The sequence below is a fragment of the Geopseudomonas sagittaria genome (genome assembly GCF_900115715.1).
GTDB lineage: Bacteria > Pseudomonadota > Gammaproteobacteria > Pseudomonadales > Pseudomonadaceae > Geopseudomonas > Geopseudomonas sagittaria.
This window is the reverse complement of the sequence record NZ_FOXM01000004.1, coordinates 73,941-92,093: the sequence shown is the minus strand read 5'-3', so window position 1 is coordinate 92,093 and position 18,153 is coordinate 73,941. Positions and strand designations below refer to the sequence as shown.

Annotated in this window: 14 protein-coding genes; all 14 read right to left on the bottom strand. The window is 68.0% G+C overall.

Going from position 1 to position 18,153, the window contains the following annotated elements:
* Nucleotides 1-2: 2 nt before the first annotated feature.
* Nucleotides 3-1,853: an NADH-quinone oxidoreductase subunit L gene (gene nuoL / locus BM297_RS06385; RefSeq protein WP_092429441.1), complete on the bottom strand. Its 1,851-nt coding sequence runs from the start codon at nt 1,851-1,853 to the stop codon at nt 3-5.
* Nucleotides 1,850-2,158 carry an NADH-quinone oxidoreductase subunit NuoK gene (nuoK, locus tag BM297_RS06380; RefSeq protein WP_090308544.1) on the bottom strand — a complete coding sequence of 103 codons (309 nt, stop codon included), beginning with the start codon at nt 2,156-2,158 and terminating at the stop codon, nt 1,850-1,852. The genes nuoL and nuoK overlap by 4 nt, the downstream gene beginning before the upstream one ends.
* Nucleotides 2,155-2,664: an NADH-quinone oxidoreductase subunit J gene (nuoJ, locus tag BM297_RS06375; protein WP_092429439.1), complete on the bottom strand. Its 510-nt coding sequence runs from the start codon at nt 2,662-2,664 to the stop codon at nt 2,155-2,157. Before nuoJ ends, nuoK begins: the two co-directional genes overlap by 4 nt.
* 12 nt (nt 2,665-2,676) lie before the next feature.
* Nucleotides 2,677-3,225 carry an NADH-quinone oxidoreductase subunit NuoI gene (gene nuoI, locus BM297_RS06370; RefSeq protein WP_090308538.1) on the bottom strand — a complete coding sequence of 183 codons (549 nt, stop codon included), beginning with the start codon at nt 3,223-3,225 and terminating at the stop codon, nt 2,677-2,679.
* A gap of 12 nt (nt 3,226-3,237) precedes the next feature.
* A complete protein-coding gene (gene nuoH, locus BM297_RS06365; RefSeq protein ID WP_092429437.1) occupies nt 3,238-4,227 on the bottom strand; it encodes an NADH-quinone oxidoreductase subunit NuoH in 990 nt (329 codons plus the stop codon).
* Nucleotides 4,224-6,932, bottom strand: a complete 2,709-nt coding sequence (nuoG, locus tag BM297_RS06360) for an NADH-quinone oxidoreductase subunit NuoG (protein ID WP_092429435.1) — start codon at nt 6,930-6,932, stop codon at nt 4,224-4,226. The genes nuoH and nuoG overlap by 4 nt, the downstream gene beginning before the upstream one ends.
* Before the next feature lie 149 nt (nt 6,933-7,081).
* A complete protein-coding gene (gene nuoF, locus BM297_RS06355) occupies nt 7,082-8,434 on the bottom strand; it encodes an NADH-quinone oxidoreductase subunit NuoF (protein WP_092429433.1) in 1,353 nt (450 codons plus the stop codon).
* Nucleotides 8,431-8,931, bottom strand: a complete 501-nt coding sequence (nuoE, locus tag BM297_RS06350) for an NADH-quinone oxidoreductase subunit NuoE (RefSeq protein WP_092429863.1) — start codon at nt 8,929-8,931, stop codon at nt 8,431-8,433. Before nuoE ends, nuoF begins: the two co-directional genes overlap by 4 nt.
* Before the next feature lie 17 nt (nt 8,932-8,948).
* Complete coding sequence (gene nuoC, locus BM297_RS06345; RefSeq protein WP_092429431.1) at nt 8,949-10,730, bottom strand: NADH-quinone oxidoreductase subunit C/D; 1,782 nt, start codon at nt 10,728-10,730, stop codon at nt 8,949-8,951.
* A 54-nt stretch (nt 10,731-10,784) separates the two neighbouring features.
* The gene (locus BM297_RS06340; RefSeq protein WP_092429429.1) at nt 10,785-11,462 is read right to left on the bottom strand and encodes a NuoB/complex I 20 kDa subunit family protein; all 678 of its coding nucleotides are present in this window, start codon (nt 11,460-11,462) and stop codon (nt 10,785-10,787) included.
* 10 nt (nt 11,463-11,472) lie between these two features.
* Nucleotides 11,473-11,886: an NADH-quinone oxidoreductase subunit A gene (locus tag BM297_RS06335; protein WP_092429427.1), complete on the bottom strand. Its 414-nt coding sequence runs from the start codon at nt 11,884-11,886 to the stop codon at nt 11,473-11,475.
* 323 nt (nt 11,887-12,209) lie between these two features.
* Nucleotides 12,210-15,020, bottom strand: coding sequence for an FAD-binding and (Fe-S)-binding domain-containing protein (locus BM297_RS06330; RefSeq protein ID WP_092429425.1), 2,811 nt, complete (start codon nt 15,018-15,020; stop codon nt 12,210-12,212).
* 68 nt (nt 15,021-15,088) lie between these two features.
* Nucleotides 15,089-16,234, bottom strand: coding sequence for an FMN-dependent L-lactate dehydrogenase LldD (lldD, locus tag BM297_RS06325; protein WP_092429423.1), 1,146 nt, complete (start codon nt 16,232-16,234; stop codon nt 15,089-15,091).
* Nucleotides 16,235-16,301: 67 nt separating this feature from the next.
* On the bottom strand, nt 16,302-17,996 hold the full coding sequence (locus BM297_RS06320; protein WP_092429421.1) for an L-lactate permease: 1,695 nt from the start codon (nt 17,994-17,996) through the stop codon (nt 16,302-16,304).
* Between the last annotated feature and the right edge of the window lie 157 nt (nt 17,997-18,153).

Sequence of the window (18,153 nt, the reverse complement as noted above, 5' to 3'; positions counted from 1 at the left end):
CCTTAATTCAGAAACAGGAGGGTGGCGAGCACGAGCACGGCCCCGCCGACGATGGAGGTGGCGTACCAGCGCAGGTTGCCGGTCTGGCTCTGGCGCAGGGCGAGATGGCCGCCGCGGGCCAGCAGCGGCAGCAGGCCGATGCTGAGGTCGATCGGGTCGCGGCCGAGCAGGCGGCAGATCAGCAGGTAGGGACGCACGAACAGCTTGTCGTACAGCCAGTCGAAGCCCCAGGCAGCGAACCACCAGGCCGACAGCAGGCGACCGGGCGCGCTCTGTGCCACGGCGGTCGCGAAGCGGCGCTGGCCGAGGAACAGCAGCGCGGCCAGCACGATGCCGGCGATGGCGATGACCCCGGAGGCCAGTTCAAGGCTGTGCTTGGCTTCGCCGCCGGCGTGGCCGACGCTCTGCGGCAGCACGCCGGCCAGCGGCGGGGTGATCAGCGCGCCGAGCACGGTGGACAGCACGATCAGCACCGCCAGCGGCAGGTTGTGGGCAATGCCGTGGCCGGCGTGGGCCTCGCTCTTCGCCTCGCCGTGGAAGGCGATGAAGATCAGCCGGAAGGTGTACAGCGAGGTCAGGAAGGCACCGGCCAGGCCGGCGTAGAGCAGGCCGCTGTGACCGCTGGCGAAGGCTTCCCAGAGGATCTCGTCCTTCGAGTAGAAGCCGGCGGTAAGCAGCGGCAGGGCGGCCAGCGCCGCGCCGCCGACGATGAAGCTGGCGTAGGCCAGCGGCAGCTTCTTCCACAGGCCACCCATCCGGAAGATGTTCTGCTCGTGGTGGCAGGCGTGGATCACGCTGCCGGAGGCGAGGAACAGCAGGGCCTTGAAGAAGGCGTGGGTCATCAGGTGGAAGATCGCCGCGTCCCAGGCGCCGACGCCGAGGGCGAGGAACATGTAGCCGATCTGGCTCATGGTCGAGTAGGCGAGGATGCGCTTGATGTCGGTCTGCACCAGCGCGGTGAAGCCGGCCAGCACCAGGGTCACGCCGCCGACGATGCCGACCAGCTCCAGCACGTCCGGGGTGAGCAGGAACAGGCCGTGGGTGCGGGCGATCAGGTAGACGCCGGCGGTGACCATGGTCGCCGCGTGGATCAGCGCCGACACCGGGGTCGGGCCGGCCATGGCGTCGGCCAGCCAGGTCTGCAGCGGCAGCTGGGCGGACTTGCCGACCGCGCCGCCGAGTAGCATCAGGGTGGCCAGCCACAGCCAGGTGTCACCTTCGACGTACTTCTGCGGCGCCAGCACCAGCAGCTCCTGGATGTTCAGGGTGCCGAGGTTGAGCAGCAGGATGAACAGGCCGATGGCCATGAACACGTCGCCGATGCGGGTGACGATGAACGCCTTGAGCGCGGCGTTGCCGTTGGGCACGTGCTTGAAGTAGAAGCCGATCAGCAGGTACGAGCACAGGCCCACGCCTTCCCAGCCGAAGTAGAGGAACAGCAGGTTGTCGCCCAGCACCAGGAACAGCATGCTGGCGATGAACAGGTTGGTGTAGGCGAAGAAGCGCGAGTAGCCCTCCTCGCCGCGCATGTACCAGCTGGCGAACAGGTGGATCAGGAAGCCGACGCCGGTGACCACGCCGAGCATGGTGACCGACAGGCCGTCCAGATACAGGGTGAAGTTCGGCGCGAAGCCAGCGACGTTCATCCACTGCCAGAGCAGCTGGGTGTACACGCCGCCTTCCGGCGGCGCGACGTTGAACTGCCAGATGACCCAGGCGGCGGTCAGCGCAGACAGGCCCACCGAGCCGACGCCGATCAGCGCGGCCAGGTTCTCGGACAGACGGCCGCGGGAGAAGGCCAGCAGCAGCCAGCCGAGCAGCGGGAACAGACAGGTGAGGAATAGTAGGTTCATCCGCGCATCTCGCTGGCAGCGTCGATATCGAGGGTATTGAAGCGGCGATACAGCTGCAGCAGGATCGCCAGGCCGATGCTGGCCTCGGCGGCGGCCAGGGTGATCACCAGAATGAACAGGATCTGGCCGTCGGCCTGGATCCAGCGGCTGCCGGCGACCACGAAGGCCAGCGCGCAGGCGTTCATCATCACTTCCAGGCTCATCAGCACGAACAGGATGTTGCGCCGCACCATCAGGCCGACCAGGCCGAGGCTGAACAGCACGGCGGCCAGGGCCAGGCCGTGCTCCATGGGAATCGCATTCATGCGGTGGGCTCCTTGGCTTCGTGGCGGCCGAGGTGGTAGGCGGCGACCAGCGCCGCGAGCAGCAGCATGGAGGCCAGCTCCACCGCCAGCAGGTAGGGACCGTACAGCTGGGTGCCGACCGCCTTGGCGTCGACGGTCTGCAGGCCGATGGCGGCGCCGCCGGGGTTGCCCAGCAGCACCCAGAGCAGCAGGGCCAGCAGGGCGGCGGAGAGCAGGCCGGGGCCGATCCACACGCCGGGGGTGAGCCACTGGCGCTCCTGGTCGGCGGTGGCCGGGCCGAGGTTGAGCATCATCACCACGAAGACGAACAGCACCATGATCGCGCCGGCGTAGACGATGATCTCCAGCACGCCGGCGAACGGCGCGCCGAGGGCGAAGAAGGTCATCGACACGGCGAGCAGCGAGACCACCAGGTAGAGCAGTGCGTGCACCGGGTTGGTGTGGGTGATCACCCGCAGGGTGGCTGCCACGGCCACTCCGGCGGCGAAATAGAAGGCGAATTCCATTTTTTCCGTCCTTTAAGGCAGCAGGCCTTTCACGTTGATCGGCTCGGCCTCGTCCTGCGCGGCGCCTTTCGGCTTGCCGGCGATGGCCATGCCGGCGACGCGGTAGAAGTTGTAGTCCGGGTTCTTGCCCGGGCCCGAGATCAAGAGGTCTTCCTTCTCGTAGACCAGGTCCTGGCGCTTGTACTCGGCCATCTCGAAGTCCGGGGTGAGCTGGATCGCGGTGGTCGGGCAGGCTTCCTCGCACATGCCGCAGAAGATGCAGCGCGAGAAGTTGATGCGGAAGAACTCCGGATACCAGCGACCATCGTCCTTCTCGGCCTTCTGCAGCGAGATGCAGCCGACCGGGCAGGCCACCGCGCACAGGTTGCAGGCCACGCAGCGCTCCTCGCCGTCGGGGTCGCGGGTCAGCACGATGCGCCCGCGGTAGCGCGGCGGCAGGTACACGGGTTCTTCCGGATATTGCAGGGTGTCGCGCTTGCGGAAGGCGTGGGAGAACACCATCACCAGGCTGCGTAGCTGGGTCCAGGTGCCGTGCAGCACCTCGCCGATGTATTTGAACATGGGGGTTTCTCCTTACTGGGCGGCCAGCACCAGGGCGCCGGTCACCAGCAGGTTGAGCAGGGTCAGCGGCAGGCAGAACTTCCAGCCGAAGGACATCATCTGGTCATAGCGCGGGCGCGGGATGGAGGCACGCAGCAGGATGAACAGCATGATGAAGAAGCAGGTCTTCAGGGCGAACCAGAGGAACGACAGCTGCGGCAGGATGCCGAACGGGCCGTGCCAGCCGCCGAAGAACAGGGTCACCAGCAGCGCCGACACCAGCACGATGCCGATGTACTCGCCGACGAAGAACATGCCCCACTTCATCCCCGCGTACTCGATGTGGTAGCCGTCGGCCAGTTCCTGCTCGGCCTCCGGCTGGTCGAACGGGTGGCGGTGGGTCACCGCCACGCCGGCGATGAAGAAGGTGCAGAAGCCGAGGAACTGCGGAATGATGAACCACAGGTTCTGCGCCTGGTAGTCGACGATGTCGCGCATGTTGAACGAGCCGACCTGGGCGACGATGCCCATCAGCGACAGGCCGAGGAACACCTCGTAGGACAGCGTCTGCGCCGAGGCGCGCAGGGCGCCGAGCAGGGCGAACTTGTTGTTGCTCGACCAGCCGGCGAACAGCACCGCGTAGACGGTCAGGCCGGCCATGGCGAAGAAGAACAGCAGGCCGATGTTGAGGTCGGCGACACCCCAGGTCGCGGTGATCGGGATCACCGCGAAGGCGATCAGCAGCGCACTCATGGCCACGATCGGCGCCAGGGTGAAGATCAGCTTGTCGGCGAACGGCGGGGTCCAGTCCTCCTTGAAGAACATCTTCAGCATGTCGGCGGCGATCTGGAACATGCCGAACGGGCCGACCCGGTTGGGACCGTAGCGGTCCTGCCAGAGGGCGAGCAGGCGGCGCTCGACGAAGCTGAGCAGGGCGCCGCAGACCACCACGGCGAGGAGGATGACGATGGCCTTGAGCACGCCGACGATGACGGCGATCACTTCCGGTGTGAGCCAGCTCATTGCGCCACCTCCTGCAGGGCTTCGGCGAACAGGTTGCCGGCCAGCGGCGGGATGCCGTCGAAGCCGGCGGGCAGGCCGAGCAGGCCGTCGGCCAGCTCGTCGATCACCCGCAGCGGCAGGCGCAGCTCGCGGCCGGAGACCTTCAGGCTGAGCAGGGCGCCGTCCTTGAGGTTCAGGCGCACGGCGGCGTCGCCGCCGAGGGCGGCGTAGGCGGCCGGGATGCGCTGCTGCACCGGCGCGGCGCGCGAGGAGGTCTCGTCGCTGCCGAACAGGTGGTGCAGGGCGACCACCTGCCAGCGGCCGGCGGCGCTGAGCGGGGCGGCCGGCGCGGCGAACCACTCGACACGGTTGGCCGGGGCGTCGAACAGGCGCACGCCCGGATCGCCGGCGCGCAGGTGGCCGCCGACCTCGTCCTGGAACTTGTTCCAGGCCTGCGGCGAGTTCCAGCCCGGCGACCAGGCGAAGGGGATCTGCTGGCGGGCCTCGGCGCTGCCGGCGTAGCCTTCCATGGAGAAGGCGAACGGGCTGTCCGGGTCCTGCGGCTGGCGCGGCTCGTGCACGTCGAGGTTGGCGCGCATCGAGGTGCGGCCGCTGTAGCGGTGCGGCTCGCGGGCCAGCTTGAGGCCCTTGATGCGGAAGGCGGCGGTCGGCGCGGCGTCCTTGATGCCGGCCAGCTGCGGCTGCACGGCGGCGCAGGCCGCGGTGACCTGATCGAGCTGGGTCCAGTCGACGGGTCGGCCCTGCACGGTGCTGTGCAGCGCGTGCAGCCAGCGCCAGCCCTCGCGCACCAGAATGTCGGCGTCGTAGTAGCTGGCGTCGAACACCTGGAAGAAGCGCTGGGCGCGGCCTTCCTGGCTGACCAGGGTGCCGTCGCCTTCGGCGAAGCTGGCGGCCGGCAGCACCAGGTCGGCGCGGGCGCTGGTGGCGGTGTGCTGATGGTCGGCGACGATCAGCGCCTGGGCGGCGTTGAGCGCGGCGTCGACCTTGGCCGAGTCGGCGCGGCGGTACAGGTCGTTTTCCAGCACCACCACGGCGTCGGCCTGGCCGCTGGTCAGGGCGTCCAGCGCGGCGTCCACCGATTCGCCACCCAGCAGGGCGAGGCCCAGGCTGTTGGCCTCATTGACGACCAGGCTGAGGCCGGCGTGCTTCTCGCGCTGCTTGAGCGCCTTGGCGATGTTGCCGGCGGCCTCGAGCAGCGCCTGGGAGCCCAGCGAGGCGCCGGCGACGATCAGCGGACGCTGGCCGGCCAGCAGCGCGGCGGCGATGCGCTCGGCCAGCGCCGCGGCCTCGGCATCCAAGCCGGCCACGGCCGGGGCACTCGGGTCGATGGCATGCGCCACGGCGAAGCCGAGGCGGGCCAGGTCGTCCGGGGCGGCGCGCACGCACTCCTCGGCGGCGTCGTCCAGACGGGTGGCGGTGACGCTGGCGATGAACAGCGGATTGAGCGCCTTCTGGGCGACGTTCTGCACCGCCAGCTGGTGCCACTCGGGGATCTTCGCCGCGGCGGCGATCTCGCTGGCCTTGCCCTTGGTCGCCTGGCGCAGGGCCAGGGCGATGCGCGGCGCGGTCTGGGTGAGGTCCTCGCCGAGCACGAACACCGCGTCGAAGTCCTCGAGCTCGCGCAGCGACGGGGTCGGCAGCGGGCCGTTGTCCAGCAGCTCGCGGATCAGGCGCAGGTTTTCCAGTTCGCTGGCGGCGATGCCGCTGTAGAAGTTGCCGGCACCGACCAGCTCGCGCAGGGCGAAGTTGCTTTCCAGGCTGGCGCGCGGCGAGCCGATGCCGATCACCTTGCGGCCCTCGAGCAGGGCGGCGGCCTGGTCCAGCGCGGCGTCGATGCCGAGCTTGGCGCTACCGAGCAGGGGCTGGCGCGGACGGTCCTCGCGGTTGACGTAGCCGTAGCCGAAGCGGCCGCGGTCGCAGAGGAAGTAGTGGTTCACCGAGCCGTTGAAGCGGTTCTCGATGCGGCGGATCTCGCCGTAGCGCTCGCCGGGGCTGGTATTGCAGCCGACGCTGCACTGCTGACAGATGCTCGGCGCGAACTGCATGTCCCACTTGCGGTTGTAGCGCTCGGAGTGGGTCTTGTCGGTGAACACGCCGGTCGGGCAGACCTCGACCAGGTTGCCGGAGAACTCGCTCTCCAGCACGCCGTCCTCGACGCGGCCGAAGTAGACGTTGTCGTGGGCGCCGTAGACGCCCAGATCCTCGCCGCCGGCATAGTCCTTGTAGTAGCGCACGCAGCGGTAGCAGGCGATGCAGCGGTTCATCTCGTGGGCGATGAACGGGCCGAGGTCCTGGTTCTGGTGGGTGCGCTTGGTGAAGCGGTAGCGGCGCTTGTTGTGGCCGGTCATCACCGTCATGTCCTGCAGGTGACAGTGGCCGCCTTCCTCGCACACCGGGCAGTCGTGCGGGTGGTTGGTCATCAGCCATTCGACGACGCTTTCGCGAAAACGCTTGGCTTCCTCGTCGTCGATGGAGATCCAGGACTTGTCGCTGGCGGGCGTCATGCAGGACATGACGATGCGCCCGCGGGTGTCGTTCTCGTCGTTGTACTGCTTCACCGCGCACTGGCGGCAGGCGCCGACGCTGCCCAGCGCCGGGTGCCAGCAGAAGTAGGGAATGTCGAGGCCGAGGGACAGACAGGCCTGCAACAGGTTGTCTGCGCCATCGACTTCGAACGACTTGCCGTCTACGTGGATAGTGGCCATGGTTCAGGTTTCTTCTTTGCCCGCTCGCGCGGACTGGCTAATGGAATTCTCTGCTGCCGCGCGCCTGCGGGGCGCGCCGCGCCGGGAGCGGGGGAATGCGCCGTGCGCAACGTCCCGCCTGCCGGCTTGCATCCGCTGGTGCCGGCGCCTCAGGCGCCGGCCGTCTGTACCGCGTCGCTGCGCGGCGCACTGTCTGGCGCCACGCCGGCCTCGAACTCGCTGCGGAAGTACTTGATCGCGCTGCCCAGCGGCTCCACCGCGCCCGGTGCGTGGGCGCAGAAGGTCTTGCCAGGGCCGAGGAAGTCGACCAGCCCCAGCAGGATGCCGATGTCCTCCGCGGTGCCCTGGCCGCGTTCCAGCGCGCGCAGGGTCTTCACGCTCCACGGCAGGCCGTCGCGGCACGGCGTGCACCAGCCGCAGGATTCGCGGGCGAAGAACTCTTCCATGTTGCGCAGCAGCGAGACCATGTTGACGGTGTGGTCGATGGCCAGGGCCAGGCCGGTGCCCATGCGGGTGCCGACGTGGGCGATGCCGGCGCTGTGCATCGGCGCCGACAGGTGCTCGGGGAGCAGGAAGCCGGTGCCGGCGCCGCCGGGCTGCCAGCACTTCAGCCGGTAGCCATCGCGCATGCCGCCGGCGTAGTCCTCGAACAGCTCGGCGGCGCTGATGCCGAACGGCAGTTCCCACAGGCCGGGGTTGTTCACCTTGCCGGAGAAGCCCATCAGCTTGGTGCCGTGATCCGAGCTGCCCGCCCTGGCCAGGGAGTGGTACCACTTGACGCCGTTGCCGATGATCGCCGGCACGTTGCACAGCGACTCGACGTTGTTGACGCAGGTCGGCTTGCCCCACACGCCGACCGCGGCGGGGAACGGCGGCTTGGCGCGCGGGTTGGCGCGGCGGCCTTCCAGCGAGTTGATCAGCGCGGTTTCCTCGCCGCAGATGTAGCGCCCGGCGCCGGTGTGCACGAACAGCTCGAAGTCGAAGCCCGAGCCGAGGATATTCCTGCCGAGCAGGCCGGCGGCCTTGGCTTCCTTGATGGCGCGGTTGAGATTGGCGGCGGCGTCGACGTACTCGCCGCGCAGGAAGATGTAGCCGCGATAGGCCTTGAGCGCGCGCGCGCTGATCAGCATGCCTTCGATCAGCAGGTGCGGCTGCTGCTCCATCAGCATGCGGTCCTTCCAGGTGTTGGGCTCCATCTCGTCCGCGTTGCACAGCAGGTAGCGGGTCTTCAGCGACTCGTCGGCCGGCATCAGGCTCCACTTCACCCCGGTGGGGAAGCCGGCGCCGCCGCGGCCCTTGAGCCCGGACTCCTTGACCTGGTTGACGATGTCGGCCTCGGCCATCTCCCTGAGCGCCTTGCGCGCGGCGCTGTAGCCGTCCTTGCGCTGGTACTCGTCGAGCCACACCGGCTGGGCGTCGTCGCGCAGGCGCCAGGTCAGCGGGTGGGTTTCCGGCGTGCGGGCGATGCGGTTGGCCGGACCTACGGAGGTGAGCGTCTTCATGCGTAGGTCTCCAGCAGTTGGCCGACGGAGGCGGCGCTGACATTGCCGAAGGTATCGTCGTCGATCATCAGCGCCGGGGCCTTGTCGCAGTTGCCCAGGCAGCACACCGGCAGCAGGGTGAAGCGGTTGTCGGCGGTGGTCTGCCCGGGGGCGATGCCCAGCTGCTGCTGGATGGCGCCCAATACGCTTTCGTGGCCGCCGATGAAGCAGGTCATGCTGTCGCAGACGCGGATGATGTGGCGACCGACCGGCTGGCGGAAGATCTGGCTGTAGAAGGTGGCCACGCCCTCGACGTCGCTGGCCGGGATGCCCAGCACCTCGGCAATCGCGTGGATGGCGCCGTCCGGTACCCAGCCGCGCTGCTTCTGGACGATCTTCAGCGCCTCGATGGACGCCGCGCGCGGGTCCTCGTAGTGGTGCATCTCATGTTCGATGGCCGCGCGTTCGGTTTCGCTGAGGGCGAAACGGTCGGTGTGGATCAGGTTTTGCGAAGAAATAGAGGCCTGGTTCATTGTCAGCGGTCCACGTCAGCCATCACGAAGTCGATACTGCCCAGATAGGCGATCAGGTCCGGCACCATGCTGCCGCGGATCACCGCGGGGATCTGCTGCAGGTGGGCGAAGCTGGGGGTGCGGATCCGCGTGCGGTAGCTCATGGTGCTGCCGTCGCTGGTCAGGTAGTAGCTGTTGATGCCCTTGGTCGCCTCGATCATCTGGAAGCTCTCGTTGGCCGGCATCACCGGGCCCCAGGACACCTGCAGGAAGTGGGTGATCAGGGTCTCGATGTGCTGCAGGGTGCGCTCCTTGGGCGGCGGCGTGGTCAGCGGGTGGTCGGCCTTGTACGGGCCTTCCGGCATGTTGCGCAGGCACTGGTCGATGATGCGGATGCTCTGGCGCATCTCCTCGACGCGCACCAGGCAGCGGTCGTAGGCGTCGCCGCTGTGCGCCAGCGGCACCTCGAACTCGAAGTTCTGGTAGCCCGAATACGGCCGGGCCTTGCGCAGGTCGAAGTCGAGACCGGTGGCGCGCAGGCCGGCGCCGGTGACGCCCCACTCCAGCGCTTCCTTGGTGTTGTACTGGGCGACGCCCTTGGTGCGGCCGATCAGGATGCTGTTCTTCAGCGCGGCCTTCTCGTACTCGTCGAGGCGCTTGGGCAGCCAGTCGACGAATTCCTTGACCAGGCGGTCCCAGCCGCGCGGCAGGTCGTGGGCGACGCCGCCGATGCGGTACCAGGCCGGGTGCAGGCGGAAGCCGGTGATCGCCTCGATCACCTGGTAGGCGCGCTGGCGGTCGGTGAAGGTGAAGAACACCGGCGTCATGGCGCCAACGTCCTGGATGTAGGTGCCGAGGAACAGCAGGTGGCTGGTGATGCGGAAGAACTCGGCGAGCATCACGCGGATGAAGTCGACGCGGTCGGGAACGGTGATGCCGGCCAGCTTCTCGACCGCCAGCACGTAGGGCAGGTTGTTCATCACCCCGCCGAGGTAGTCGATGCGGTCGGTGTAGGGGATGAAGCTGTGCCAGCTCTGCCGCTCGGCCATCTTCTCGGCGCCGCGGTGGTGATAGCCGATCTCCGGCACACAGTCGACGATCTCCTCGCCGTCCAGCTGCAGGATGATGCGGAAGGCGCCGTGCGCGGACGGGTGGTTGGGGCCGAGGTTGAGGAACATGTAGTCCTCGTGCGCGCCGCCGCGCTTCATGCCCCAGTCCTCGGGCTTGAAGCGCAGGGCTTCCTGTTCCAGGTCCTGCTTGGCGGCGGACAGGCTGAACGGGTCGAACTCAGTGGCGCGCGCCGGATAGTCCTTGCGCAGCGGGTGGCCCTGCCAGGTCGACGGCATCAGCAGGCGGCTCAGGTGCGGGTGGCCGCTGAAGGTGATGCCGTAGAGATCCCAGACCTCGCGCTCGTACCAGTTGGCGTTGGGCCAGATGGCGGTGGCGGTCGGCACGTTGAGATCGCCTTCGCGCAGGGCGACCTTGATCATCACGTCGCTGTTCCGCTCGATCGACAGCAGGTGGTAGAACACGCTGAAGTCGGCGGCCGGCAGGCCGCGGCGCTGGGTGCGCAGGCGCTCGTCGACGCCGTGCAGGTCGTAGAGCATCACGTAGGGCTTGCTGACCTGGCGCAGGAAGCTCAGCACTTCGATCAGGCGCGCGCGCGGCACCCACAGCACCGGCATGCCGGTACGGGTGGGCTGGAGGGTGAAGGTGTCGGCGCCAAAGCGCGCCTGGAGTTCAACGACGATATCCTGGTCATCGGCCTGGTACGGCGGGATGGCCAGAGCGGTGTCTGCAGTCATGGTCTCGATCGCTCGGTCAACGGATGGGCGCGCCCGCGTGTGGCGGGCAGGGGCTCACACTTCGTCGGGGCTGCGCAGGTTGGTCACCTGGATGCGCTGTTCACGGCGTACGTCGCGCTGTGCCGGCATGTCGGGGCGATAGACGCCCTGGTCGCCAACCACCCAGGACAACGGACGCCGCTCCTCGCCGATGGAGTCCTGCAGCAGCATCAATGCCTGCAGGAACGCCTCGGGACGGGGCGGGCAGCCGGGAACGTAGACGTCGACGGGAAGGAACTTGTCCACCCCCTGGACGACCGAGTAGATGTCGTACATGCCGCCGGAGTTGGCGCATGCACCCATGGAAATCACCCACTTGGGCTCCAGCATCTGCTCGTAGAGACGCTGGATGACCGGCGCCATCTTCACGAAGCAGGTGCCGGCCACCACCATGAAGTCGGCCTGACGCGGCGAGGCGCGGATCACCTCGGCGCCGAAGCGGGCGATGTCATGGGGCGCGGTGAACGCGGTGGTCATCTCCACGTAGCAGCAGGACAGGCCGAAGTTGTACGGCCACAGGGAGTTCTTGCGCCCCCAGTTGACGGCCTTGTGCAGGACGTCCTCCAGCTTGCCCATGAAGATGTTCTTGTGGATCTCGTCCGCTAGCAGGGGATCGGAAACGGTCTCCCGCTGGCCGATCGGATACTGGTCATTGACCGCATCCGGATCGATCCGGGTAAGTTCATATCGCATTGCCAAAGCCTCATTGTTTCAGCTTCGCCTGCCGCTTGCGGCGTGCTTCGGGCGCCCAGTCGAGCGCGCCGATACGCCAAAGGTAGACAAGACCCGCCAACAGAATTGCTATGAATACGGTAGCTTCGATGAGGCCCGCCCAGCCGCTTTCGCGCACCGAGACGGCCCAGGCAAAGAGAAACAGGGCTTCGACGTCGAAGATCACGAAGAGCATCGCGACCAGATAGAACTTGGCGGAGAGGCGCAGGCGCGCGCTGCCGGTGGGCACCACGCCGGCCTCGAACGGCTCGTTCTTGCTGCGCCCCCAGGCGCGGCTGCCGAGCAGGCTGGAGACGCCGAGCATGAAGGCGATCAGACCGAAGACGCCGAGCAGGAAGACGGCGAAACTCCAGTTGTGGGCAAGCAGGGCGCTTGATTCGGTCATGCCGGAAACTCTCCGAAAGCGGGAGGTGCGTGTTCAGGCTGCTGTTGTTCGGGGGTGACGCCCTGTAGTTGCGTCACTTTGTCGCGGCCTGAAACAAAGTGACGCAATTCTATGCTTGTGCGCTGCGTAAGTAAATTTGTCCGTTGGGATTATCTTTTTCGTCACAGGGAACAATCCCGCAGCCCGGAAACCGCTTGAGGTCGCGGGTTTGCGGTTTCCTGTGGACAAAAAAGACCCCGCCGAGGCGGGGTCGAATGTGCCGTAGCACGACCTTGATGGGGGCAACGCGGCGGCGCCTCGTTGCTGGCTGGCATGCAGCTTGCTCAGCGGGTTTTCGCGGTGGTGACCCGATCCACCAGATAGACCAGGCCGTGGTAGTCGATGCCGCCGTGCTGCGACAGGCCGATCTCGCAGGTGCGGCTGGTGGAGATACCCTCGCCGCACTGCTGCACGGCGTCCTGCAGCGAACGCAGCGCGTGGGCGTTGAGCTCCGGAACGTTGAAGCCCTTGTCGCCGGCGAAGCCGCAGCAGTGGATGCCTTCCGGTATGACCACGGTCTGCGTGCAGCGTTGCACGATGTCGATCAGCCCCTGCGCCTCGCCCAGATGCTGGGTGCTGCAGGTGACGTGCACCGCCACCGGCGCGGCCTGCGGGGTGAACTGCAGGCGCTCGAGCAGGTGTTCGCGGATGAACTTCACCGGGTCGTAGATCTTCAGCCGTTCATCCTGCAGATCCTGTAGCAGGCGCAGGGTGCACGGGCTGGTGTCGCAGTAGATCGGGTCGAGGCCGCCGCGGCTGGCCTTGACCAGCGCATCGAGCAGCTCGCGGCGCTTGGCCTCGGCCTGCTCGGGGTAGCCCTTGGAGGCGAACGGCTGGCCGCAGCACAGGTTGTCCAGCTCGTCCGGGAACACCACCTGATAGCCGGCCTTTTCCAGCAGGGCGTGGGTCTTGTCGAGCAGCGGCAGCTGCTCGGCGTCGGCGAACGCCGGGCCCATGGCGCGCGACACGCAGGCGGCGAGATACACCACCCGCGGCTTGTCGTTCGGTTGCGGTGCGCTCGGCAACTGCAGGCGCACCGGCTGCGGCATCACCGCGCTCCACTGTGGCAGGCGTTCGCCGGACAGGCGGCGCAGACCGGCGCTCAGCGCGGCCAGGCGCGGCGCACCGAGCAGGCGGCGCGCGCTGTCGGCGGCGGCCAGGGTCAGGCGGGTGCCCTTGAGCGCGCTCGCGAAGTGCTCGGCCAGCCAGCTCGCGGTGCCGGGGTGTCCGGCGCCTTCGGCGCGCAGCTTGCGCACCAGGTCGCCGGTGTTGATGCCCACCGGGCAGCGCTGCGCGCACAGGCCGGTGGCGGCGCAGGTGTCGAGGCCGTGGTAGTGGTAGGCGCGCTCCAGCTCCGTGGTGTCGATGCCGGCGCGTTTCTTCGCCTGGATGTCGCGCCAGATGACGATGCGCTGGCGCGGGGTCAGGGTCAGGCCGTTGGACGGGCACACCGGCTCGCAGAAGCCGCACTCGATGCACTTGTCGACGATCTCGTCGGCGGCCGGCAGCGGCTTGAGGTTCTTCAGGTGGATCTGCGGATCCTCGGAGAGCACCACGTCGGGGTTGAGGATGCCGCGCGGGTCGAGCAGGCGCTTGATCTGCCACATCAGCGCGTAGGCCTCGGCGCCCCACTCCAGCTCGACGAACGGCGCCATGTTGCGCCCGGTGCCGTGCTCGGCCTTCAGCGCGCCGCCGAACTCCACCGCCACCAGCTGCGCCACCTCGCTCATGAACGCCTCGTAGCGTGCCACCTGGGCCGGATCGTCGAAGCCCTGGGTGAACACGAAGTGCAGGTTGCCCTCCAGGGCATGGCCGAAGATGATCGCCTCGTCGTAGTGGTGCCGGTCGAGCAGCTCGAGCAGGCGGTTGACGCCCTCGGCGAGCTGCTCGACCGGGAAGGTGACGTCCTCGATGATCACCGTGGTGCCGGTCTGGCGCACCGCGCCGACGGCCGGGAAGGTGTCCTTGCGGATCTTCCACAGCTGGTTGTAGACCGCCGGGTCCTCGCTGAAGTCGACCTGCTTCTCCACCGGGAAGTGGGCGATGGACGCCATGATCCGGCCGATCTGCTCGTGCAGCAGGCTCTGGCTGGCGGCGCGCGACTCGATCAGCAGGGCGCAGGCGCCATTCGACAGCTCCTTCACCCAGCCCGGCATGCCCTGCATGTCCTGCACCGAGCGCAGGCTGCGGCGATCGAGCAGCTCCACCGCGGACACCGGCTGCTGCTTGAGCAGCGGCACCGCGCGGCAGCAGTTCTCCACGTCGGGGAACACGATCAGCGCGCTGGCTTTGTGCGGGTAGTCGGGCACGGTGTCGTAGGTCACCGCGCTGATGAAGCCCAGGGTGCCCTCGGAGCCGACCATCAGGTGGTTGAGGATGTCCAGCGGCTCGTCGAAGTCGACCAGCGCGTTGAGCGAGAAGCCGGTGGTGTTCTTCAGCCGGTACTTGTGGCGGATCTTGTCGGCCAGCGCGGTGTTGGCGCGGGTCTGCCGGCCCAGTTCGGCCAGTTCGGCGAGCAGCGCGCCGTGACTCTGGCGGAAGGCGCGCACGCTGGCCGCATCCTCGCTGTCGACCACCGTGCCGTCGGCCAGCACCAGGCGCAGGCCGGCGAGGGTCTGGTAGCTGTTCTGCGCGGTGCCGCAGCACATGCCGCTGGAATTGTTGGCGACGATGCCGCCGATCTTCGCCGCGTTGATCGATGCCGGGTCCGGGCCGATCTTGCGCTGGAAGGGCGCCAGCACGGTGTTGGCGTTGGCGCCGATCACCCCCGGCTGCAGGCGGATCTGCGCGCCATTGGCGCGGATCTCGCGGCCGTTCCAGTGGTCGCCGAGGACGATCAGCACCGAGTCGCTGATCGCCTGGCCGGACAGGCTGGTGCCGGCGGCGCGGAAGGTCACCGCGACCTGCTGGGCGTGGGCCAGTTTGAGCAGCTCGACCACCTCGCGCTCGGACTCGACACGCAGCACCAGTTGGGGGATCAGCCGGTAGAAGCTGGCGTCGGTGCCGAAGGCCAGGGTGGACAGCGGGTCGTCGAAGCGCCGCTCGCGGGGGATCAGGCATTCGACGGCGGCGAGGAAGGCGGCGGGCAGGCTCATGGGCAACTCCGGCAATCACGGTTCTTGCGGGAGCCCGCTGGCTGGCTCCTGCAGTGGTGGCTGTGGCGTCAGGCGCCCAGTTCGCGGACCAGCGAGTCGCGGCTGATCTCGGCGATCGATTTGGCGCCGGTCAGGGTCATGGCCACGCGCATTTCCTTCTCGATCAGCTCCAGCAGGTTGCTCACCCCGGCCTCGCCGTCGGCGGCCAGGGCGTAGACGAAGGCGCGGCCGAGCATCACCGCGTCGGCGCCGAGGGCGAGCATGCGCACCACGTCGAGGCCGGTGCGGATGCCGGAGTCGACGAGGATCTTCAGTTCGCCCTTCACCGCGTCGGCGATCGCCGGCAGGGCGCGGGCGCTGGACAGCACGCCGTCGAGCTGGCGGCCGCCGTGGTTGGAGACGACGATGCCGTCGGCGCCGAATTTCACCGCGTCGCGGGCGTCATCCGGATCGAGGATGCCCTTGATCACCATCGGGCCGTCCCAGAAGTCGCGGATCCACTGCAGGTCCTTCCAGGAGATCGACGGGTCGAAGTTGTTGCCCAGCCAGCCGATGTAGTCCTCGAGACCGGTGGGGTTGCCGCGGTAGGTGGAGATGTTGCCCAGGTCATGGGGCTTGCCGAGCAGGCCGACATCCAGCGCCCAGCGCGGGTGGGTGACCGCCTGCAGGTAGCGGCGCATCGCGGCATTGGGGCCGCTCATCCCGGAGTGGGCATCGCGGTAGCGGGCGCCGGGCACCGGCATGTCGACGGTGAACACCAGGGTGGTGACCCCGGCGGCCTTGGCGCGCTCCAGGGCGTTCTTCATGAAGCCGCGGTCCTTGAGCACGTAGAGCTGGAACCACATCGGCCGGTCGATGGCTGGTGCGACTTCCTCGATCGGGCAGACCGACACGGTGGAGAGGGTGAAGGGAATGCCCTTGGCGGCTGCCGCCCGGGCGGCCTGCACCTCGCCGCGCCGCGCGTACATGCCGGTCAGGCCGACCGGGGCCAGCGCCACCGGCAGGGCTAACTGCTCGCCGAACAGCTCGGTGCCGAGATTCAGCTCGGACATGTCGCGCAGCACCCGCTGGCGCAGGGCGATGTCGGCCAGGTCCGCGACGTTGCGCTTGAGGGTGTGTTCGGCATAGGCGCCGCCGTCGATGTAGTGGAACAGGAAGGGCGGCAGGCGGCGCTGGGCGGCGGCGCGGTAGTCGGTAGAGGCGGAGATGATCATGCGACGGCTCCCGATGGGTTCGCGAGGACCTCGCCCCGGGCGGGCCGGGGCGAGGTCGGGCTTTGACTTAACCGGCTACCAGCGGGTCGCTGACGCCGAGGACGTGGATCGCGAACAGGGCGATCAGGCCGGTGAACAGGATGTAGTAGAAGGTCGGCCACACGGTCTTGCGCAGGGTGGTGCCCTCGCGGCCGAGCAGACCGACGGTGGCGGAGGCGGCCACCACGTTGTGGATCGCCACCATGTTACCGGCGGCGGCGCCGATGGCCTGCACGGCGACGATCAGCGCACCGGAGATGCCCAGGCTCTCGGCCACGCCGAACTGGAACTGGCTGAGCATCATGTTGCTGACCGTGTTGGAGCCGGCGATGAAGGCGCCGAGGGCGCCGACGCTGGGCGCCAGCAGTGGGTAGATGCTGCCGACGCTGTCGGCCACCCACTGCGCCATGGCGATCGGCATGCTCGGCAGGTCGCTGGTATTGACCCCGGAGTTGATCAGGATGCGCACCATCGGCACGGTGAACAGCAGCACGAAGCCGGCGCCGAGCAGCACCTTGCTCGACTCGCCGACCGCGGTGCCCAGATCACGCAGCTTCATGCCGTGCAGGAAGAAGGTGGCGATAACCACGGCGACCAGGATGCCGCCCGGCAGGTACAGCGGCATGAAGTCGGCCTTGATGCCGGTCTCGCCGAGCAGGTCGGGGAACACCAGCACCACCGATTTCAGCGCGGTGCTGACTTCCGGGAACACCCGGCTGATCACCAGCAGCAGGCCGACCAGCACGTAGGGCAGCCAGGCGCGCAGGGTGCCCATCGGCTTGGCGGTCAGCTGGTCGAGCTTCATTTCCACGCTGCCCAGCCACTCGCTCGGCCAGTCCTTGGCATCGGCGAAGTCCCAGGTGTTCTTGGGCATCAGGAAGCCGAAGCGGGCGGCGGTGGTGACAATGGCCAGACCAATCAGTCCGCCGGCCAGCGAGGGGAACTCGGGGCCGAGGAACACGCCGGTGGCGGCGTAGGGCAGGGTGAAGGCCAGGCCGGCGAACAGCGCGAACGGCAGCACCTCGAAGCCGGCCTTCCAGCTTTTCTCCTTGCCGAAGAAGCGCGTCAGCATCAACACCATGAACAGCGGCATCACGGTGCCGACGATGGCGTGGATGATCGCCACGTTGCTGGTGATCAGCTGCAGGAAGACTTCCCAGTTGGAACCCTGCTCGACCAGGCGGGCGCCGAGGCTGGCGGTGTCCAGGCCGCTGTTGACGCCGATGATGATCGGCGTGCCGACCGCGCCGAAGGATACCGGGGTGCTCTGCACCATCATGCCGAGCATCACCGCGGCCAGCGCCGGGAAGCCGATGGCGACCAGCAGCGGGGCGGCGATGGCGGCCGGGGTGCCGAAGCCGGAGGCGCCCTCGATGAAGCAGCCGAACAGCCAGGCGATGATGATCGCCTGGATGCGCCGGTCGGGACTGATCACGGCGAAGCCGGCGCGGATCGCGGTGATGCCGCCGGAGTGCTTGAGAGTGTTGAGCAGCAGGATGGCGCCGAAGATGATCCACAGCACGCCGAGGGTGATGATCAGGCCCTGCAGGGTGGAGGCGAGGATACGATTGAGGCTCATCTCCCAGACGTACAGGCCGATGCCGGCGGTGAGCAGGTAGACCAGGGGCATGGCGCGCCTGGCGGGCCAGCGCAGGCCGACCAGCAGGATGGCGGCGAGCAGGATCGGGGAAAACGCGAGTAGCGCGAGAATGCCGGGTTGCATGACGATGACCTCGGATCAGTGGCGCGCGACGCGCGAGCAGGCAAGAGGGGGGTGGCAGGTGTGGCAGCTAAGCGGAGCGGGCATGGCAGGACCTCGTCGGCCGGTTATTGGATTTGTTGGTGTTAATTGGTAATACCAATTTACAATCGGCGCCGGT